At 73.6% G+C, this 16446-nt stretch carries 13 protein-coding genes; 7 read left to right on the top strand and 6 right to left on the bottom strand.

All coding sequences use genetic code 11. The features are described from left to right. Window positions 1-119 precede the first annotated feature (119 nt). The gene (locus tag OH807_RS07685; RefSeq protein ID WP_406195523.1) at window positions 120-2576 is read left to right on the top strand and encodes a choice-of-anchor A family protein; all 2457 of its coding nucleotides are present in this window, start codon (window positions 120-122) and stop codon (window positions 2574-2576) included. A 42-nt stretch (window positions 2577-2618) separates the two neighbouring features. On the opposite strand, the gene OH807_RS07680 is transcribed toward OH807_RS07685, so the two are convergent. Together OH807_RS07680 and OH807_RS07675 are read right to left on the bottom strand one after the other, a co-directional pair. Continuing rightward, the gene (locus OH807_RS07680) at window positions 2619-3977 is read right to left on the bottom strand and encodes an MFS transporter (protein ID WP_406195520.1); all 1359 of its coding nucleotides are present in this window, start codon (window positions 3975-3977) and stop codon (window positions 2619-2621) included. Between the two features lie 177 nt (window positions 3978-4154). Then, a complete protein-coding gene (locus OH807_RS07675) occupies window positions 4155-5063 on the bottom strand; it encodes an aminoglycoside phosphotransferase family protein (RefSeq protein ID WP_406195517.1) in 909 nt (302 codons plus the stop codon). Between the two features lie 294 nt (window positions 5064-5357). On the opposite strand from OH807_RS07675, the gene OH807_RS07670 reads away from it, so the two are divergent. Together OH807_RS07670 and OH807_RS07665 are read left to right on the top strand one after the other, a co-directional pair. Further along, window positions 5358-5975 carry a HEAT repeat domain-containing protein gene (locus OH807_RS07670; protein ID WP_406195514.1) on the top strand — a complete coding sequence of 206 codons (618 nt, stop codon included), beginning with the start codon at window positions 5358-5360 and terminating at the stop codon, window positions 5973-5975. A 65-nt stretch (window positions 5976-6040) separates the two neighbouring features. Further along, on the top strand, window positions 6041-6478 hold the full coding sequence (locus OH807_RS07665) for a hypothetical protein (protein ID WP_406195511.1): 438 nt from the start codon (window positions 6041-6043) through the stop codon (window positions 6476-6478). A 162-nt stretch (window positions 6479-6640) separates the two neighbouring features. Here the strand turns inward: OH807_RS07665 and OH807_RS07660 are convergent, their stop codons facing one another. Continuing rightward, window positions 6641-7153: a hypothetical protein gene (locus OH807_RS07660; protein ID WP_406195508.1), complete on the bottom strand. Its 513-nt coding sequence runs from the start codon at window positions 7151-7153 to the stop codon at window positions 6641-6643. A gap of 6 nt (window positions 7154-7159) precedes the next feature. Here OH807_RS07660 and OH807_RS07655 point away from each other — a divergent pair, with 6 nt between their 5' ends. From OH807_RS07655 to OH807_RS07645, 3 genes are all read left to right on the top strand, one after another. Continuing rightward, window positions 7160-7411, top strand: a complete 252-nt coding sequence (locus OH807_RS07655; protein WP_406195505.1) for a hypothetical protein — start codon at window positions 7160-7162, stop codon at window positions 7409-7411. 173 nt (window positions 7412-7584) lie between these two features. Next, a complete protein-coding gene (locus OH807_RS07650) occupies window positions 7585-10701 on the top strand; it encodes a DEAD/DEAH box helicase (protein ID WP_406195502.1) in 3117 nt (1038 codons plus the stop codon). 9 nt (window positions 10702-10710) lie between these two features. Next, on the top strand, window positions 10711-10908 hold the full coding sequence (locus tag OH807_RS07645; RefSeq protein WP_406195499.1) for a hypothetical protein: 198 nt from the start codon (window positions 10711-10713) through the stop codon (window positions 10906-10908). A 45-nt stretch (window positions 10909-10953) separates the two neighbouring features. Here OH807_RS07645 and sph read toward each other — a convergent pair whose 3' ends face one another. After that, a complete protein-coding gene (gene sph, locus OH807_RS07640) occupies window positions 10954-11988 on the bottom strand; it encodes a sphingomyelin phosphodiesterase (protein WP_406195495.1) in 1035 nt (344 codons plus the stop codon). 72 nt (window positions 11989-12060) lie between these two features. Further along, on the bottom strand, window positions 12061-14157 hold the full coding sequence (locus OH807_RS07635) for an MMPL family transporter (RefSeq protein WP_406195492.1): 2097 nt from the start codon (window positions 14155-14157) through the stop codon (window positions 12061-12063). Between the two features lie 246 nt (window positions 14158-14403). Here OH807_RS07635 and OH807_RS07630 point away from each other — a divergent pair, with 246 nt between their 5' ends. Next, the gene (locus OH807_RS07630) at window positions 14404-15246 is read left to right on the top strand and encodes a chitosanase (RefSeq protein ID WP_406195489.1); all 843 of its coding nucleotides are present in this window, start codon (window positions 14404-14406) and stop codon (window positions 15244-15246) included. On the opposite strand, the gene OH807_RS07625 is transcribed toward OH807_RS07630, so the two are convergent. Continuing rightward, window positions 15231-16310, bottom strand: coding sequence for a deoxyribonuclease IV (locus tag OH807_RS07625; RefSeq protein WP_406195487.1), 1080 nt, complete (start codon window positions 16308-16310; stop codon window positions 15231-15233). The two genes, OH807_RS07630 and OH807_RS07625, sit on opposite strands and share 16 nt — an antisense overlap. Between the last annotated feature and the right edge of the window lie 136 nt (window positions 16311-16446).

Genomic DNA, 16446 nt, shown 5'->3' with positions numbered 1-16446 from the left:
TCGGGGCGCCGGGTCGTCAGGTGACGGGTGGTCTGTGCGGGTGCACTCGGTCACCGCTTCGGCGTAGGCGGGTGCCCGACCGGTGACCGCGTGTGGCCGGGCTGCCGGAGGCTGCGTACATGGCATCCCTCTCTCCCCTGATCTCCCGCGTCCGCCGCCGGGTCGGAGCGCTCGCGCTCCCGTGCGCGGTGGTGTCGGCGCTCGTCCCGGCGCTCGCGCTCGGCCCCGGCGCCGTCCAGGCCTCGGCCGCGCCGCTCCCGGGCGGGCTCGGCCCGTGCGTTCCGGGCGACTGCCCGGACCCCTATCCCTCGATGATCGGCAACGGCCCGTTCGCCGGCCGGGACAACGGCGTCAACGTCTTCGTCGGCGGTGACTTCCTCGTCCGCGGCCGGGCCGCCGAGACCGAGGGCCGTGCGGTCGTCCTCGGCGCCTTCGACCAGGCGAAGGAGGCCGGCGCCAGCGCGCTCTACAACGTCGGCATCGCCGGCGTCGGCTCCCGGGTGCCGCCGCCGGACGGCGCCGACTTCCTCACCACCGGCGGGGGCGTCAGCGTCGCCACCGGCCAGCGGCTGTCCGCCGAGGGCGGGGTGGTCCGGCACGCGGGCCCGGTCAGCGGCACGGTGCTCGGCACCGTCACCCAGGACGACGGCGCCGTCGCCCCGTACAGCGCGCTGCGGGCCCAGCTCGCGGCCGCCTCCGACTGCTACGCCCGGGTCGGCGGCGTCCCCCGCACCCCGACCGGGACGGCCGTCAACCAGGGCGGTCAGACGCTGTTCACCGGGGACGGCAGCTCGCCGCTCCAGGTCTTCACCGTCGACTTCGACCTCACTGGCCCGACCGGCGGCCAGCAGGGCATCGTCTTCGCGAACATCCCCACGGGCGCGACGATCCTCGTCAACGTGCTCGGTGCGACCCGCACCCTGAACACCTACAGCGGGGCGATCAACGACGCCGACGACCCGCTCAACCGCTACCGCGACCACCTGCTGTGGAACTTCCCCGACGCCACCACCGCCACCCTCGCGGGGACGGGGCAATTCCAGGGCAGCTTCCTGCTCGGCGAGCCGGCGTCGCAGACCACCGTCACCCTCTCCGGGATCAACGGCCGCTTCTTCACGACCGGTTCGCTCACCCACACCAGCCTCGCGACGGGCGGTGGCGGGCAGGAGTTCCACTCCTACCCCTTCAACGGCGATCTGCCGGCCTGCGGCACCACCCCGGTGACGGGTGAGGTGCGGGTGTTGAAGACGGATGCGGATACCGGTGTGCCGTTGGCGGGCGGGGTGTTCGAGTTGTGGCGTGAGAGCAACAGCGTTCCGGGGTTGCAGACTTCGGGTGCGTTGCCGGACACGCAGGTGGGTGGGGCGTGCACGACGGCCGTGAGTGGCCTGTGTGCGCGGACGGTGGAGGTGGGCACGTACTACTGGCGTGAGACGGCCGCGCCGGCGGGTTATCAGTTGCCGGTGCCGGCGGTGTTCGGTCCGTTGATGTTGACGGCGGAGAACGCCGCGGCGGGTGTGCAGGTGACGGCCGCCGACAAGAAGAATCCCACGCCGCCGGTGACGGGTGAGGTGCGGGTGTTGAAGACGGATGCGGATTCGGGTGCGGTGTTGGCGGGTGGGGTGTTCGAGTTGTGGGAGGAGACCAATGGGATTCCGGGTCTTCAGACGGCCGGTGTGAATCCGGATACGCAGGTGGGTGGGGCGTGCACGACGGGTGTGAGTGGTCTGTGTGCGCGGACGGTGGAGGTGGGCACGTACTACTGGCGTGAGACGGCCGCGCCGGCGGGCTATCAGTTGCCGGTGCCGGCGGTGTTCGGTCCGTTGGTGCTGACGGCGGAGAACGCTGCGGCGGGTGTGCAGGTGACGGCCGCCGACAAGAAGAATCCCACGCCGCCGGTGACGGGTGAGGTGCGGGTGTTGAAGACGGATGCGGATACCGGAAAGCCGCTGTCGGGCGGGGTGTTCGAGTTGTGGCGTGAGAGCAACAATGTGCCGGGGTTGCAGACTTCGGGTGCGTTGCCGGACACGCAGGTCGGTGGGGCGTGCACGACGGCCGTGAGTGGTCTGTGTGCGCGGACGGTGGAGGTGGGCACGTACTACTGGCGTGAGACGGCCGCGCCTGCGGGCTATGAGCTGCCGGTGCCGGCGGTGTTCGGTCCGCTGGTCCTGACGGCGGAGAACGCTGCGGCGGGTGTGCAGGTGACGGCCGCGGACTGCCCCACGCCGGAGCCGCCCAAGGACGGTGCGATCGACCTGACGAAGAGGGACGCCAAGTCCGGAAAGCCGCTGTCGGGCGGGGTGTTCGAGCTGTGGCGGGAGAGCAACGGCACGCCGGGGCTGCAGACCCGTGGCCCGAACCCCGACACCCGTACGGGCGGGGCGTGCACCACCTCCGCCGCGGGGGCGTGCAAGTTCACCCACCTGGCGAGCGGCCAGTACTACCTTCGGGAGACCGCGGCGCCGCACGGCTACCAGCTGCCGTCCGATCCGGTGACCGGTCCGTACGTGCTGACCGATGCCGACGGCGGGGACTGCGTCACCGTGGAGCTCACGAACAAGCGCGACGACTGCTGAGTCCGGCTCCGCGGGCCTGTCGGCCCGCGGAGCCGACCGCGCTCACCCCGCCCGCCTCCCCGGGGCGGTCGGGGTGGGCGCGGTTCCGCGCGTGCGCTCGCCGGTCCGGTCCTCGGAGGAACCGGCCGCCGGCGTGTCCGTGGCCGACCGCATCGCCGCCAACCGCCCGAGACTGGACCGGCGCTGGACGACGGAGAGCCCGGCCACCACCGCGCCGAGGGTGAGCCAGCCGGCCGGGCCGGCCGGCATCACCGCGCCGGTGAGGAGCAGCGGGCCGGCGGACTTCTGGACGGACTGGGACATGCCGGCGACACCGAGGTAGGAGGCCCGGGCCCGGTCGGGCGCGAGGGAGACGGCCAGCTCCCAGGAGCTGACCGACCGCATCAGTTCGGCGGCCGTCACCACCATGGCCGTGACCAGCAGCGCCGCCGAGGCGGACCAGGCTCCGCCGCCGGTGCCGAACGCCAGGAGCACGCAGCTCGCCAGCATCGCCGCCCCGTACAGCCCGACGGCGCCCGCCGCGCGGTACGGGCCCTCGGCGCGGGCCGAGATGTGGAGTTGGAGCACCACCACGAGCACGGTGTTGACCACCAGGAACGCCGGGACGAAGGCGTGCGGCGCCGTGGTGTGGTTGACCAGCCAGAGCGGTAGGCCGACGTTGAGCACGGAGTCGTCGAGGTTCATCGGGATGTCGAGCAGGACGAAGCGCAGGTAGCCGCCGTCCCGCCAGGGGCTGGGGGCCGGCGTCCGGCTCCGCGGGCCGGGGTCGTCGCCCGCCGCCGCGACGCGCCCGGTGGTCGAGCGCGGCTCCCTCGTCCGCCACACCAGGGCCGCCGCGACGGCGAAGGAGAGGGCGTTGGCCAGGATCAGTGCCCGGTAGGCGTTCTCCGTCCCGACGGCCAGGCCGAGTGCCGAGACCCCTGCGCCGAGTGCGTACCCGGCGTTCGCCGAACTGCGGCTGAGCGCCTGGTAGGTGGAGCGCCGCGCACCGGCGGCCCGGGTGGCGAAGAGCATCTCCATCGTCTTGGCGCCCCGCTCGGCCAGGCAGGTGAGCGCCATCAGGGCCAGCAGCCGGGCGAAGCCGTCGCAGACCAGGAGCAGGCCCATGGTGCCCAGCCTCAGCAGGTGGCACCCGATCAGCAGCCGTCGCACCGGGAGCCGCTCCGCCAGCTGCCCGGTCAGCGGCGACCCGGCGATGCCCGCCACGGCGGCGACGCCGAGCAGCAGGCCCACCTGCCGGGCGTCCAGCCGGGTGACGAAGGTGAAGTACAGCACCGAGGAGGCGGCCCACACGCCGGTGCCGGCCCGGTCGAGGAACTGGGCGATCAGCATGATCCGCCCGTCCCGCCCGCCCGGTGGCCGGCGCAGTTGCGCGAGCAGGCCGTCCCCGTGGTGTCGCATGGCTGTGCCCTCTCTCGCCCCGATGTCCGGGGAGCAGCCTGCCGGACATTAATCTCGACGTCAAGATACTTGATGTCGACATAATTTCTTGCGCGAGGGTGCACCGCGCCGGGGCCCGGCGCGGGCCCGGTCCGGTCCGGGTCCCGGCGCGGCCTCGGGACCCGGCGCGGGCCCGGTTCACCGACCGGCGGCGGCCTCCAGGATCGAGCGGAGCCGCGACACGGATGCGTGGACGAAGGCGGGATACGAGGCCCAGTAGGAGGACACCCCGCTGACGGCGACGGCGATGGCCCACGCCCGGGCCCGCAGCCACGTCGCGTCGTCGAGGCCCACGGCGTCCCAGTACGCCTGGCGAGCCCCGGGTGGGAGGTCCCACAGCGTCGCGTGTTCGGCATCGGGAAAGCCGACCGAGAGGCTTCCGAAGTCGATGACCGCGTACAGCTTTCCCTGCTGGACCAGGACGTTGGTGGGCCTGAGATCGCCGTGGAGCCACACCTGGCGGCCGGTCGGCCCGGGCAGGGCGAGCGCGCGCTCCCACAGCTGCCGCAGGTGCGCGAGGTCCAGGTCGAGGCCCTCGATCGCGTCGCAGTCGTCGAAGCACCCGCGGACCCAGCGGTCGCAGGCTTGCAGGTCACCTCCGCGGTACCAGCTGAGCTCGCCCCGGCGAGCCGCTCCCATGAGGGGGGTGGAGTGCAGGCTCCGCACGATCGCTGCCAGGTCGGTGCCGAAGGCGGGCCAGTCGGTGACCGATCCGGGGCCGGCTTCCTCGCCGTCGATCCAGCGGTACACCGACCAGGCGAGAGGGAAGGCGGACGTCGGGGTGCCGGCGTGCACCGGCTGCGGGACCCGGCAGGGAAGATGCGGCGCCAGCCGCGGCAGCCACGTCTGCTCCTTCTGTACGGCCTCCGCGTTGTCCGGGGTGCGCGGCAGCCGCACGAGCAGGTGGTCGCCGAGCCGGTACATCCTGTTGTCGGTGCCCGCGCCGGCCGGCGAGACGGGCAGGGCGGCCCACTCCGGCCGCTGCATCCGCAGCAGTGACCGGACGACTGTCTCGTCCACGCGGATCTCGTTCTCGTGAAGTGTCACGGTGAGAGCCTTCTGCCTGGGCTTGGCCACCGCCACCGATTTCCCGCGACGGCCGCTGCTGGGCGGGCTGCCACGCGCCGTGGTCCTGGGCTTGTGCTTCGACGTCCCGGCTCAGCAGGGTGTCCTCTGTCAGGCGATCGTGACCGATTGACAGACGAGCCTGACGGGCAGCGGGCCTCTGCCGAAGGATCTTGACCATCGGCGGGACCGTTCAGTGCCGTAACGTCGCGGACTGCCCTGTCAGTGCGAAGACCTACCCTTCACCGGCGTGGAACCGACCGGAATGGACGCGAGATGGCACTGACCCTGGATGAAGCTGTGGCGCAGCTCGGGCACCGGCTCTCACCCAAGCGGCGCTCCGCTGCAGCACGCCTGCGGCGGCTCGCCGATCCCGCTGCGGGCCCGTCGCTGGTGGAAGCCCTGCAACGGGAGGTCCGCGACACCCGTACCTGGGAGACCCAGTACCAGCTGGTCATGGCCCTCGGGGCGTGCGGCCACCGGCCCGCCCTCGGCTTGGTCCGGGAACTCGCCCAACGGCCCTTCGAGGCGACCATGGTGTACACCTCGCTCGGTGACGCCGTCATCCGGTTGAGTACGCCGGACGAGACGCCTCATTCCCTGCGCTGGTGCCTGGAGGCCGGCACGCCGATGCTCGCCGCCGGCGCCCTGCGCGCCGTCGCCATGGAGCGACTCGCTCTGGATTCGGCCACGATCGACTACGTCCTCGACGTCCTCGATCCCCTTGACCCCCACGACGGCCTCCGGTTCTGGGCCGCTGCTGCCGCAGCAGGATGGGCGGCCCCCCGGGTCACGGAGTTCCTCCAGGGATGCGCTGCCGGCCCTCGGGCCGACGTGGCCATGGCAGCCACCGCATCCCTGCAGGGCGAGTACCGGACCTACGCGTTCCTGTAGGGACCCGCCCCTGGGAAACCGGCAGCCAAGATCACTCGGCAATCGGCCAGGACCCCCTGTTGCTGATGGTCACCGCCACCGGCGTCGAGGACTCCGCCGGCGGTCGGCAGGTCCTCGACGTCCTCGCCGACCGGTGGCCGAGCGTGACCGAGGCGTGGGTGGATACCGGGTGCAACCAGGCCGTCGTCAGGCACGGCGCCGCCCTGCCCATCGATGTCGAGGTCGTGGCCCGGGGCAACGAGCAGAAGGGCTTCGTCGTCCAGCCGGTCCGCGGGCGGGTTGAGCGGACCTTCGGGAGCATGTCCCGATACCGGCGGCTCCACCGCGACTACGAGGAACTGCCGGACCGGTCACGCTCGATCCACTGGGCCACGGTCAACTCGATGACCACCCGCCTGACCGCCAGCCCCGACAGCATCGGGCAGTACCTCCGTCCGAAACCGCCTGCGGCAGCCTGGAACAGTATCGAACACCCTCTGACGGTCTTCATGGTGATCCGGTGACTGTCGAGCATCGGCGTTTGCTGCGGGAAATGCTCGGTGTCTTCGCAGTAGTACCTCGGGATCACCAACGGGTCAGGCCGGCCGTCAGAGGTCACACCAGGCCCACATGGGCGGCGACACTGAGGCTCGAACAGCCCGAACTCGCGGGTCGATCGGTGTGCTTCAGGCCGGTGTGTCCGTGGGTTCGGCCTGAACGCGAGGGTGCTGAGCCAGCCGTCGAGCTTCGGCTGTGACCTCGGCGTCGACCTCGGCCGGTGTTCTGCCGCCACCGTAGTCGAGCATGTCGTACTCGTCGTCGAGTTCTGCGAGCCGATCAGCCAGGTCCAGCTCATGCCCAAAACGCTGGTGGATCCGGAAGGCGAGCTCCCGAGGAGTCAGGTCGCCGGCCAGCATCCGGATCGCGAGTGCTCGCGCGGCGGCTTCCTGGCCGGCCTGGCTGCCCACCGGATAGAAGGTGAGGCCGAGTTCGTCGAGTGCTGCGGGAAGGATTCCGGGGACCTCGTAGTCCGCCTCGGCTCGTGTGCACGCGGCCAGGATTCTGAGTGTCGGACTGTCGAGTCCGGCAACGAGCGCGTCACAGGCAGCGCCGACCACCTCGTTTGCTCGGATCTCGCGGATGCTCCAGAGAACGGCGCGGTCCTGCAGGTCACTGGCTGCTGATTCGGTCGAGAGCACTCACACATGATCCCTGCCCGGGAGGGGCCCGTCGAACAGGTTTCACCGGTGCTGCTGCTCGGCGGCCTGTTGCAGGAGCGCGCGGGCGGAGCCGGCGTAGCGGATGGCCGTCTTCTCTGCCGGGCCGAGGACCTCGGCGAGGTGGAGCGGGTCGGGGTCGTGGACGAGGGCTTCTTCGAGCTGGCGGTCGACGCGGATCCGTTCGAGGGTTGCCGGTTGGCCGCGAAGCGCGGCGGAGACGGAGACGCGACTGACTGACCCGTCGCCGACGTACGGCCGTGGCCGCCGTGGGGCGCGGAGTGCCGCGCGGCTCCCCGCGGCGGGGGTGGGCGGTGCCGCCGTCGCCACTGCCCGCGCCGCGTGCACGGTCGGCTGTCAGGGGTCGCGGTTAGGCTGGGAGGCCCGTTGTCCCGCCGTTCGGAAGGCTCCCGATGTACGCCCTGCACGCGCTCTGGCGGGCCGACGGCCGCCTCGCGCTCTGGGCGGAGGACGCGGACGCGTACCTGGGCGGGCGCCCGGCGGCGCGGCGGGCCGGGGGCGGTGCCCATCCGTTCGCCTGTGCCGCGGAGGAGGTCGCGCGGCTGCTGGGGGCGATCGGTCCGGGGCTGGACTGGCTGGCCGGGCAGGCGGCGGAACGCTGGACGGGCCTGCTGCTGCCCACCCTGGGGGACCGGCCCGTCCCCTCGCCGGACCTGCCGGTCGGCGCCGCGCCGCGCGGGATCGCACTCGCCCCGTGGCGGGTGCCGACCCTGTTGTTCGAAGCCGCGGAGGCGGCGCAGCTCCTGGGCGCGCTGTACGACCCGCACTGGCCGGGCGCGACCGTCGAGCTCCCCGGCGGGGAGTCGGTCGAGCTCGGGTACGGCGCCTCGCTGCGCTGGCTGTCCGCCGTGCACGACCTCGCCTGGCGGCTGGTCGGCCGCGGGCGGCTGCTGCCGGCGCTCGCCGAGGAGGCGCCGGGGGAGTGGTACGCGCGGTGGCGGGCGGCGCCGGACGCTCCGGCCCGCCGTGAGCTGGCCGCCCTGGCGGCGGGCTGCCCGCCGGTCTGCCGGGCCGAGCACCGGGGTGAGCAGCGCCCTGCTGTCACGCCGGCCGCCGCCGAGCTCGCCGCCCGGCTGCTCGACACGCTGGCCGACCGGGAGGCCCGGACCGCCCTGGCGGACCTCGAACCGCCCGCCGAACCCTGGCTCGCCGTGCTCTGGTCCGCCGACGGCAGGCTCCCCGGCCCACCGCCGGCCGGACTGGCCGAGCGGCTCGCCGTGTGGTCCGCCGCCCGCCCCGCGGACGGCCCGCTCCGGCTCAACCTGCGCCTGAGCGAGCCACTGGCACCCGACGACCTCACCCCGGACGGCCCCGCCCCCGCCGGCGCCGGCCCGGGCGATCCCGCGTCCACCGGCCCGGCCGACTCCTGGCGGCTCGACCTGCTCGTCCAGGCCGTCGACCGCCCGTCGCTGGTCGTGCCCGCCGCCGATCTCTGGTCCGAGCAGGCCGGCCACACCGCTCTCGCCCGGACCGTCGCCGACCCGACGGGGGCGTTCCTGGCCGAGCTCGACCGTGCCGCCCGCGTCCACCCGCCGCTGCGCGCCGCCCTGTTGGGATCCAACCCGACCGGCATCGACCTCGACCGGGCCGGCGCCCTGCGGTTCCTCCGGGAGGCCGCGCCGACCCTCACCCGGGCCGGCTTCGGCGTGCTGCTCCCGGCGTGGTGGCAGCGGCGCCCCCGGCTCGGGCTCGCCCTCACCGCGGCACCGGTGACCGCACCCGCTGCGGTCGAGCGCACCGACCGGATCGACCGGGACGCCGTGCTGGACTTCCAGTGGCAGCTCTCCCTCGGCGAACTCGTCCTGACCGAGGAGGAGTTGGCCGAGCTGGCGGCGGCCCAGCAGGGCCTGGTCCGGCTGCGCGGCCGGTGGATCGAGGTGGACCAGGCCCAACTGGCTGTCGCCGTCCGCTTCCTGGCCGAGCACGGGCGCGGCACGATGGAGCCCGCCGAGCTGCTGCGGCTGGCCGTGGACGACGGCGCCGCCGTGGACGGGCTGCCCGTCACCGCCGTCCACGCGACCGGGCCGATCGGCGAGCTGCTGGCGGGCCGGCCCGGCCCGGCCGCCCGGTCCGTCGTACTGCCCGCCGGCTTCACCGGGACACTCCGCCCGTACCAGCGCCGCGGGTTGGCCTGGCTGGACGCCCTCGGCCGGCTCGGGCTCGGCGCCGTCCTGGCGGACGACATGGGCCTCGGCAAGACCGTGCAGACGCTGGCCCTGCTCGCGCTGGAGCAGGAGCGCGGCGCGACCGGGCCGACTCTGCTGGTCTGCCCGATGTCGCTGGTCGGCAACTGGCAGCGGGAGGCGGCCCGGTTCGCGCCCGGCCTGCGCGTGCACGTCCACCACGGCGCCGACCGCACCGCGCCCGACCCGACCGCCGACCTGGTGATCACCACCTACGGGCTGGTCCAGCGGGACGTCGCCGAGCTGCGCCCGGTCCGCTGGCGGCGGATCGTCGCGGACGAGGCGCAGCACATCAAGAACCCGGCGGCGCGGCAGTCCCGGGCGCTGCGCTCACTGCGCTCCGGCCCCCGGATCGCGCTCACCGGCACACCGGTGGAGAACCGGCTCGCCGAGCTGCACGCCGTGCTGGAGTTCGCCAATCCCGGGCTGTTCGGCAGCGCGGAGTCCTTCAGGGAGCGGTTCGCGATCCCGGTGGAGCAGTCCGGCAACGCCGAGGTGGCGGCCCGGCTCCGGCGGCTGACCGGCCCCTTTCTGCTGCGCCGGAGCAAGAGCGACCCGCTGGTGGCGCAGGACCTCCCCGCCAAGCAGGAGTTCACCGTCCGCTGCCACCTCACCGCCGAACAGGCGGGCCTGTACCGGGCGGTGGTCGCCGATCTGTGGCAGCGGCTGCAGGGGGCGCGCGGCGTGGAGCGCAAGGGGGCGGTGCTGACGGCGATCGGGCGGCTCAAGCAGGTCTGCAACCACCCGGCCCAACTCCTGCACGACGGAACGGCCGTGGCGGCGCGCTCGGGCAAGGTCGAGCGGCTGGTTGAGCTGCTGGCGGAGGCCCTGGCCGAGGGGGACCGCGCACTGGTCTTCACCCAGTACGCGGAGTTCGGCGCCATGCTCCAGCCCTATCTGCGCGACCGGCTCGGCGAGGAGGTCTCCTACCTGCACGGCGGCGTGCCGCGGGGGCGGCGGGACGCCCTGGTGGAGGAGTTCCAACGGCCGGACGGGCCGCGGGTGTTCCTGCTCTCGCTGCGGGCCGGCGGGACCGGTCTCAACCTCTCCGTCGCCAACCAGGTGATCCACCTCGACCGTTGGTGGAACCCGGCGGTCGAGGACCAGGCCACCGACCGGGCCCACCGGATCGGGCAGCGCCGGGACGTCCAGGTGCGGCGGCTGGTCTGCGTGGGCACCGTCGAGGAGCGAATCGACGGCCTGCTCGCGGCGAAGCGCAGCCTCGCCGACGCCGTGGTCGGCGGTGGCGAGCAGTGGCTGGCCGAACTCTCCACCGAGCGGCTGCGCGAGCTGCTCACCCTGTCCGCCGACTCGATCGGAGAGTGACCCGCCGCCATGACCGCACCCGGTGACCGCCCCCTGGCGGACCTCCTCGACACGTTCTGGCAGGGGCGCGTGCCGGCCGCCCCCGAGGTGGCCGGCCCGGTCGCACCGGCCGTCGACGAGCTGGGGCCGTCCGGCATCACCGTCCGGGGGCGGCCCCTGGAGGCCGCCCTCGAACCGGCGTACCGGCGCTTCACCGGCACCGGCTGAACCGCGGTACCGGCCGAACCGCGGTACCCGCCGCCCGGCCGTCCGCTAGCCCGCCGTCAGCGGGTAGTGGTCGGAGAGGTCGGTGTAGGTGTAGCTGGTGCCCCAACTGCTCACCGTCCACGGGGAGCTGTGGAAGCGGGCCACCGTGTTGGTGTAGCTCGCCGGCCGCGCGTGGTCGGCGCGGTAGAGGACGTAGTCGAGGTCCTCCTTGGGCTCGCCGGGGTAGCGGTACGCGGCGATCGAGTTGTCGACGGTGTCGAAGGAGTTGGCCCAGCCGTCGCGGGTGTCGGCCGGTGCCACGTTGGCGTTGCTCAGCAGCGAGGGGTACTCGGTGCCGTGCGAGTCGATGTTGAGGTCGCCGGCGATCACCACCGGCTCGGCGGCGGGGATGTTCTTGCCGTCGATGAACGCCTTCATCGTCCTGAGCTGCGCCGCGCGGACGGCGGCCGGCTGGCCTGCGGAGCACCCGGTGTCGGTGGACTGGAGGTGGGTGCCGATCACGTGGGTGCGCACGCCGTTGACGTTCAGCACGGCGTAGACGAAGCCCTTGTTCGACCACCAGTCGCTGCCGCAGGCGTCCTTGAAGACGTACTGCTCCTTGCGCAGGATCGGCCACTTGCTGAGCAGCGTGACGCCGCCGTCCTCGGGCGTGGTCGAGCTGAAGCTGCCGCCGGTGGCGTCCCAGCCGCTGGTCGAGCGGCCGACGACCGGGGTGTGGTACGGGTACGCGGCGGAGGCCTGCGAGGTGAGCAGGTCGGAGGCGGCGTTGTCGAAGGCCTCCTGGAGGACGACCACGTCCTGGCCCTGGAAGACGGGTGCGGCGGCGATGGCCCGGGCCCGGTAGTCCTGGCCCCAGTTGGGGTACAGGTTCTTGCTCATCAGGAAGACGTTGTAGCTCAGCACCTTGAGTGCGGGCACCGTACCGGCGGCCACGGCGGGGGCCGTGGCGGGTGCTGCGGCGGGTGCTGCGGGCGCCGCGGAGGCGGTCGCAGCGGTGGCCAGCGGGGCGAGCAGGCCGGCGGCGACGGCACAGGCGGCGGCCAGTCGCGCGCCGCGGCGGAGCGTGGTGGGAGTTGGCATGCCCGCAGTGAACGCGTCGTCGGCCACGTTCGGCAAGACGGTGGACGATAACCATATGAACTCATTGGTAACTTAAAGCTGTCTGCTCAACTCGTCCTCCGGCGAACGAACTTGCCTGGACAACTTGCTCGGCCACCACAGGTGCCGGTCCAGGTCCATGGTGAGTGCGGTGACCAGGACCGACCGCACCACCAGGGTGTCCAGCAGGACGCCGAGCGCGACCGCGAAACCGATCTCGGCGAAGCCCACCACCGGCAGGGTGCCGAGCACCGCGAAGGTGCTCGCGAGGATCAGCCCGGCCGAGGTGATCACCCCGCCGGTCGCCGCGAGCCCCGCCACCGCGCCCTGCCGGGTGCCGTGGTGGACGGACTCCTCCCGCACCCGGGTCATCAGGAAGATGTTGTAGTCGATCCCCAGCGCGACCAGGAACACGAAGACGAACAGCGGGAAGGCGTTGTCCTGGCCCTCGAAGTGGAAGACGTGCTCGAAGAAGAACGCGCTGATCCCGAGCGCGGCCGCGTACGAGAGCACCACCGTGCCGATGAGCACCAGCGGCGCGGTGACGGCCCGCAGCAGCAGCGCGAGGATGACCATCACCACGCCCAGGACCAGCGGGATGATCGTGCGGTTGTCGTGCGTGGCGGCCCGTCCGGCGTCCAGGATCACCGCCGTGCTGCCGCCCACCCGGGCGTCCGCGCCCGGGACGGCGTGGACCGCCGTCCGCACCCGGTCCACGGTGTCCTTGGCGGCCTGACTGTCCGGCGGGTCGGCGAGCGTGGCCTGGAACAGCGCCTGCCCCTCGTGGACCTCCGGCGCCGACGTCCCGGCCACGCCGGGCGTCGCCTGCGTCACCGTCCGGACGGCCTCGACCCCGCCCGCCGTGCTGATCACGGTCAGCGGTGCGCCCGTCCCGCCGGGGAAGTGCTGCTCCAGCACCTGTTGGCCGACCACGGAGTCCGGTGTGCCGGTGAAGCTGCCGGCGGTGCTCAGGCCGGTCGCGTTGAGCGAGACCAGCCCGATGCAGCAGGCGCCCAGCGCCAGCGCGGTGCCGATCCAGACCTTGCGCGGCCGTCGGCCGATCCACGCCCCGACGTGCGCCCAGCGGCCGCTCTTCGTCGGCTCGGCCGTCCCGAAGGCGGGCTTGACCGGCCAGAACACCCAACGGCCGACGATCACCAGCAGCGCCGGCAGCAGCGTCAGCATCGCGGCCAGCGCCACCAGGACGCCGATCGCGCAGACCGGGCCGAGGCCCCGGGTGGAGTTCATCTCGGCGACGAGCAGGCAGAGCATCGAGGCGATCACCGTGGCCGAGGAGGCCAGGATGGCCGGTCCGGCCCGGTGCAGCGCGTACGCCATCGCCTCGTGCCGGTCCTCGTGCCGGCGCAGCTCCTCGCGGTAGCGGGCGGTGAGCAGCAGCGCGTAGTCCGTGCCCGCGCCCAGGACCAGCACGATCAGGATGCCCGCGCTCTGGGCGTTGACGGTCAGCCCGGAGTGCTTCGCCAGCAGGTAGATGACGGCCTGGGAGACCACCAGGGCCCCGGCCGCGGAGATCAGCGGCAGGGCCCAGAGCACGGGGCTGCGGTAGGTGAGTAGCAGCAGGATGATCACGACGCCGATGGTGGCGGTCAGCAGTGTGCCGTCGATGCCGGCGAACGCCTCGGCCTGGTCGGCGCCGACCCCGGCCGGGCCGGTGACGTGGGTGGTCATGCCGTCGCTGTGGTCGGCGGCGGTGGCGCGCAGGCTGTCCACCGCCGGGCGGAGGTCCTGCCAGCCGCCGGTGCCGATGTCGATCGGCACGATGGTCTGCATGGCCTGGCCGTCGGTGGAGATCACCGGACCGGTCACCCGGCCCACCACGTGCGGGGCGCCGGCGAAGGCGGCGGCGTCGCGGGCCGCCTCGACCCGGTCGGCGGGGGTGATCCCGCCGTCCCGCTGGTAGACCACGACGGCCTGGGCGGTGTCCACCGGCTGGAAGGCGCGTTGCTCGTTCAGCACCTGGGTGGATTCGGCGTTGCCGGGCAGCCAGCTGGACGCCTGGTTGTCCTCGGCGTCGGTGAGCTTGCCGGCCAGGGGGCCCGCCACGACGAGCAGGATCAGCCACAGGGCCAGCACCACCCACTTGGTCCGGCGTCCGCAGGGGAGCGCGGCCAGTCTCCGGGTCGAGCTCATCGCAACCCCCAGGGGGTGTGTCTGGTGGATCCCGCCGGGCGTCGTCGGCAGCCCCGGGCATCGGTCGGTCCAGCCTCCCACCGTCGCGCCACTCCGGCAGCCGGAGCGGCGCGACGGTGGGACGCGGGGCCGGGGTCGTGGGCGTTGACGCCCGGGGTCGTCCGGGTGTTGACGCGCGGCCGGCCGGCGCGTAGCTTCCTTTCGAAAGTTAGGAAAGTTTCCTAACTTAATCTCGGAGGAGACCCCATGCGCCCCACCGCACCCTCCCGTCGTGCCCTCCTGGCCGGTGCCGCGGCCGCCGTCGCCGTTGCCCTCGGCCTCGCCGCCGTCCCCTCCGCCGCCGTCCCCTCCGCCGGCGCCGCCGACGGCCTCTCGCCCGACCAGCGCCGCCGCGCCGACCAGCTGATCAGCGTCTTCGAGAACAGCACCACCGAGATCCAGTACGGCTACGCCGAGAACATCAACGACGGCCGCGGCGTCACCGCCGGCCGGGCCGGGTTCACCACCAACGACGGCGATGCCCTCAAGGTGGTCCGCGCGTATACCGCGCAGGTGCCGGACAACCCGCTGGCCCGGTTCGTGCCCGAGCTGGAGCGCCTGGCCGCGGCCGGCAGCGGCGACACCGGCGGTCTGCCCGAGGGCGAGTACATCGCCGCGTGGAAGGAGGCCGCCCAGGACCGGGCGTTCCGGCAGGTCCAGGACGCGCAGGTCGACCAGCGCTACTTCGGCCCGGCGATGAGCCAGGCCGACCGGGCCGGCGTCAGCACCGCGCTGGCCCGCGCCGAGCTCTACGACGCCTCCATCCAGCACGGCAACGGCACCGAGTACGACGCGCTGCCCGCGCTGGTGGCCCGTACCAACGGCAAGGTCGGCACCGCGGGGCAGGCCGGTGAGCAGGTCTGGCTGGACGCCTTCTTCGACGTCCGCATCGACGACCTGACCAACCCCGGCAACCCGGACACCGCCGAGGAGTGGCGCAAGTCCGTCGACCGGGTCGAGGCGCTGCGCCGGATCGCCCGCACCGGCAACTACACCCTGGACGGTCCGTTCACCGTGACGGCCTTCGGCGCCGACTACACCATCGCCTGAGCCGTCGGCTTCGCCGCCCCCGTCGTGGCCGGGGTCACCGGTCGGCCCCGGGTCCGGCCGGCGGCCCGCCGCCCCGGCTCGGGCCGCTGCGCCGGCACCGCGGCCCGCCCGCGCAGCTCCTTCAGGATCGCGATGTCCGCCGCGTGGCCGGTGCCGTCGCCGCCGTGCTTGCGGTCCGGCGTCTCCACCACCAGCGGGACACCGGCCGTCTCCGGGTGCTCGAACAGCTCGCGGAACGGCTCCGCGCCGATCTGCCCGGCGCCGATGTTGGCGTGCCGGTCCTTCCGCGCGCCGACGGCGTCCTCCGAGTCGTTGGCGTGGATCAGCCGCAACCGCCCCGGCCCGGCGGCCGCGACCAGCGCGTCCAGCGCCGCCCGCACGCCGCCCGGGGCCGCCAGGTCGTGGCCGGCGGCGAAGGCGTGGCAGGTGTCCAGGCAGACCCCGACCCGGGGGTGGCCGTCCAGCGCGTCGACGTACGCGGCGAGGTCCTCCATCCGGGAGCAGAGCGAGCTGCCCTGCCCGGCGGTCGGCTCCAGCAGCAGCCAGGGCGCGTCGTCCCCCAGCGCGTCCAGCTCGTCCAGCAGCGGCCGGACGTCCGCCCGGACCTGCGCCATCGCCTCGGCCCGCCGCGAGCCGCCGCCCGGGGCGGAGCCGACCGCCGAACCGGTGTGCAGCACCACGCCCAGCGCGCCGATCGCGTGGCCGCGGAGCAGCGAGTGGCGCAGCGAGGCGGCCGAGCGCTCGCGGGTGGCCGCGGTGTCCGAGCCGAAGTTGATCAGGTAGGGCGCGTGCACGTACGCCGGGATGCCCTGCTCGGCGCAGGCGGCGCGGAACTCCGCGTCCTGCGCCGGGTTGCCCGGGGGAGTGGCCCAGCCGCGGGGGTTGGCCACGAAGACCTGGACGGCCTCGGCGCCCACCCGCCGGGCGTACGCCAGCCCCGTGCCGGCCAGCCCCTTCGCGGCCACCGGCACATGGGCGCCGACCGGGTTGCGCGGAGCGGTGTCCCGCGGTACCGCGGCGCCCGGCGGTACGGCGGCGGACGGGACGGCGGCGGCGGTGTTCATGGCCCCGAGCATGCCACGCGCCGCGCGGCCACCGGTGCACAGGCGAACGTCCGGGCCCCGGTGACCGGCGGACGTGCACCGACGACAGCACGGCCACCGCCACCGTCCGTCCACGATCGAGTGAACTCGCGGCCCG

Source organism: Kitasatospora sp. NBC_01560 (assembly GCF_045208415.1).
GTDB lineage: Bacteria > Actinomycetota > Actinomycetes > Streptomycetales > Streptomycetaceae > Kitasatospora.
This window is presented reverse-complemented; position numbering and strand designations above follow the sequence as displayed.